At 67.7% G+C, this 2,598-nt stretch carries 3 protein-coding genes and 2 pseudogenes; 2 read left to right on the forward strand and 3 right to left on the reverse strand.

All coding sequences use genetic code 11. From position 1 onward, the window contains the following. Positions 1–190, reverse strand: a pseudogene (locus ACWEN3_RS45050) (aminoglycoside phosphotransferase family protein); the annotation flags it as partial. Between the two features lie 100 nt (positions 191–290). Beyond that, positions 291–699: pseudogene (locus ACWEN3_RS45055) on the reverse strand (transposase); the annotation flags it as partial. Between the two features lie 236 nt (positions 700–935). Here ACWEN3_RS45055 and ACWEN3_RS45060 point away from each other — a divergent pair. Continuing rightward, on the forward strand, positions 936–1,073 hold the full coding sequence (locus ACWEN3_RS45060) for a hypothetical protein (RefSeq protein WP_452984056.1): 138 nt from the start codon (positions 936–938) through the stop codon (positions 1,071–1,073). Between the two features lie 152 nt (positions 1,074–1,225). Here ACWEN3_RS45060 and ACWEN3_RS45065 read toward each other — a convergent pair whose 3' ends face one another. Beyond that, positions 1,226–1,480 carry a hypothetical protein gene (locus ACWEN3_RS45065; protein ID WP_452984058.1) on the reverse strand — a complete coding sequence of 85 codons (255 nt, stop codon included), beginning with the start codon at positions 1,478–1,480 and terminating at the stop codon, positions 1,226–1,228. Between the two features lie 842 nt (positions 1,481–2,322). On the opposite strand from ACWEN3_RS45065, the gene gvpJ reads away from it, so the two are divergent. Then, a partial coding sequence (gene gvpJ, locus ACWEN3_RS45070; RefSeq protein ID WP_452984059.1) for a gas vesicle protein GvpJ occupies positions 2,323–2,598 on the forward strand: 276 nt, incomplete at its 3' end.

Raw genomic sequence — 2,598 nt, forward strand, 5'->3', positions numbered from 1 at the left:
CCTCTACTTCGAACTCGGAATCAGTCAGATGCCCCAGAGGCGCGACCCGAGCCAGAACATCGCAAGGGACCAGGCGCAGCGCGACGCGATCCGAGCTGTGGATGACGACCACATCGTTGATCTGAAGGCCCAGCTCCGAAGCGGTCGCCAGTCCTGCCTCAACTGCGCGGCGGAGTTCCAATGGCTTCATACCGTTCTCCCCCATCGTCGAGTACGCATACACCCAGATGCCTGAACCTCACCCGCAACCAGGCGCAACCTCGTGTCCAGGACGCGGCCGCACGGCGGGCGTCTGGCGCTTCTTCACCGGCCAACTGCCGGATATACTGGTGCACTTCGGCACGGGCGGTGTGGAGCGGGGCCAGCACCTGCTCCACTGAAGGCCAGCGTGTCGATCAGACGGGAGACGGTCGAGTCGAAGGCCACCGGCCCGAACACAGCTGGCTCGGTCCGCATCATGGCGACATCGGCCAGACAGTCTCCGCTCAGGGCTGACGGCGAGCGCCACATCCAGCAGGATCTCGCTCGGGTCGTGCACTGCCGGGGCACTCCGCAACGGGGTCAACGCCTGCGATATCGCCACACCCAGGCCGTCTTACGACCTGTCTCGACCAGCAGCACGGCCCCGGCCTTGGAGACCACCCCACAGCCACCGACCTCGATGCGGACACAGGGGTAGAACCCGATACGCTTCCTCACCTGGAGCGCGGCGGCGGGCAGCGCGACGGCGCTGATCTGCACCAAAGCCGCCGCTGGCCCCGGGGGATCTACCGCATCCATGCTGGAGCCGCCGCCTGCACGGTATGGTAGCTCGCCGTCTACTCCCTCCTCGGCGTCGTCGTACTCCTCGTCATGGGCGGGGCGGGCTCACCCTCGTGGCCGTCGAAGAACTCGACCTCCTGAGCACCTTTCCGAGGCGCTCTCGCCGTGAGCAGGTGAACGAAGAGAACGCGGCCCTGCTGATGTTCCTCACCGGCCTGGCCTCCCTCCTCCTGGCGATCTTCCTGCCGCACTGGGTCACCGGCCTCGACACCCTCGGCGGCTGGCTCCAAACCCCGCTCAACCCCGACTGACAGCCAGGCCTTCTCCATCTCTCCGACGGGCGCCACAAACCGGATAGCCGGAGCAACACCACCCTTTGGTGAGGGCGTGACAGCAGGGGAAGCCGAACCAGCAGGAGACTGATCAGCGAACGCCAAAAGGACCCCGATCGGGGACGCCGGGATTAGCGTGGTGAAAGGGTGACCCGTACCCCGGCACACCGGCCGGACCACGGCTTGCCGGCGGCGATGCTCTCGGCCCCCTCCGTGAGCATGCGCTCCTGGAGGGGGCCGATGCAGGAAAGCATGACGTGCCGCTGCGCAAGCTGGTCGTACTGGGCGAAGGTGCGGCGTGCGGATGAGCCGAGGGCGTCGGCGGCGGCCTGAACGGTGTCGAAGTCTCCGGCGGCGAGCCCGTCGGGCTGCCATTCCCAGGCCATATGCACACCCACCCCGCCAGCCTAGGCCTCCATCACAGGGTGGTTCTGGAGGCCGCGCCGTTAGCCAGGGGCAGGGAGGGCTTCTCGCGAGCGGCGGACGCGTCGACGGGCGCCGCAAGCTCCGTCTCCGGGGGTCTCGTCCGGCGACGCGGCGGTCGGCCGAGGACCTCCAACAGCGGCTTCGACGACGCGGCGAGGAGGGTGAAGCGTGCGGGCGTCGCGGCTTCGGCCGGCACCCCGCAGGACTGCTGCCCGGGCGATAAGGATCGCGGCAACGACCGCTGCGGCCGTCAACGTGGTCGCCGCGTGCTGATCTGACATCTGTACGAGCCTTCCGCGAACTGGGAGAGAAGGGGCCAGACACTGCAAGGCGGCCGCCCGGCCAACGCGGGTACCCCGGACGAACCAGTTCAGGTCAGCGAATCCAGCCGTGCCCGATGCATATCCGGACGGTCCGTAACGGGAAGGTCCATGGCCACGGTGCTCGAGGTCGGTGCCTGGCGCGGGGAGGTCTGAGGATGGACATGATGGTCAGAGCGCCCACCCGCACGCCGCGTGCACCGGGTCCACGTAGGTCGTCTTCAGCACCTCCGGTGAGCCAGCTTCCACGCCGATCACACGGGGTGCAAAGCCGTTGACTCGCACTCCTGGCTCACTGGTCACTGCGAATGCCGGCAGTTGAGATGATCTCGGGCACTCTCGTACAGATGTTTGGTCGCGGGTGTGGCGGCTACTCGCAGCCGGAAGCCTGCTCGCAGCGAGGGACAGCGAGGCCAGCGCGCTGCTGCTGGCGGTCTCCGCCGACGGGACCATGCAGAACGGACAGCAAGGGGCTGGTCGCGATGACCGTGGCGACACAGCAGGGCGGCGGAGGCGGTTCCAGCGGCCTGTACGACGTCCTGGAGCTCGTTCTCGACCGCGGGCTGGTGATCGACGCGTTCGTGCGGGTCTCCCTCGTCGGTATCGAGATACTCAAGATCGACATACGGGTCGTGGTCGCCAGCGTCGACACCTACCTCCGCTTCGCCGAGGCGTGCAACCGCATGGACCTCGAAGCGGGCCCCAGCAAGCCGGCCGGGCTCACGGAACTCACCGGCAAGATGACGGAGTCCGGCGCC

Source organism: Streptomyces sp. NPDC004561, assembly GCF_053602155.1.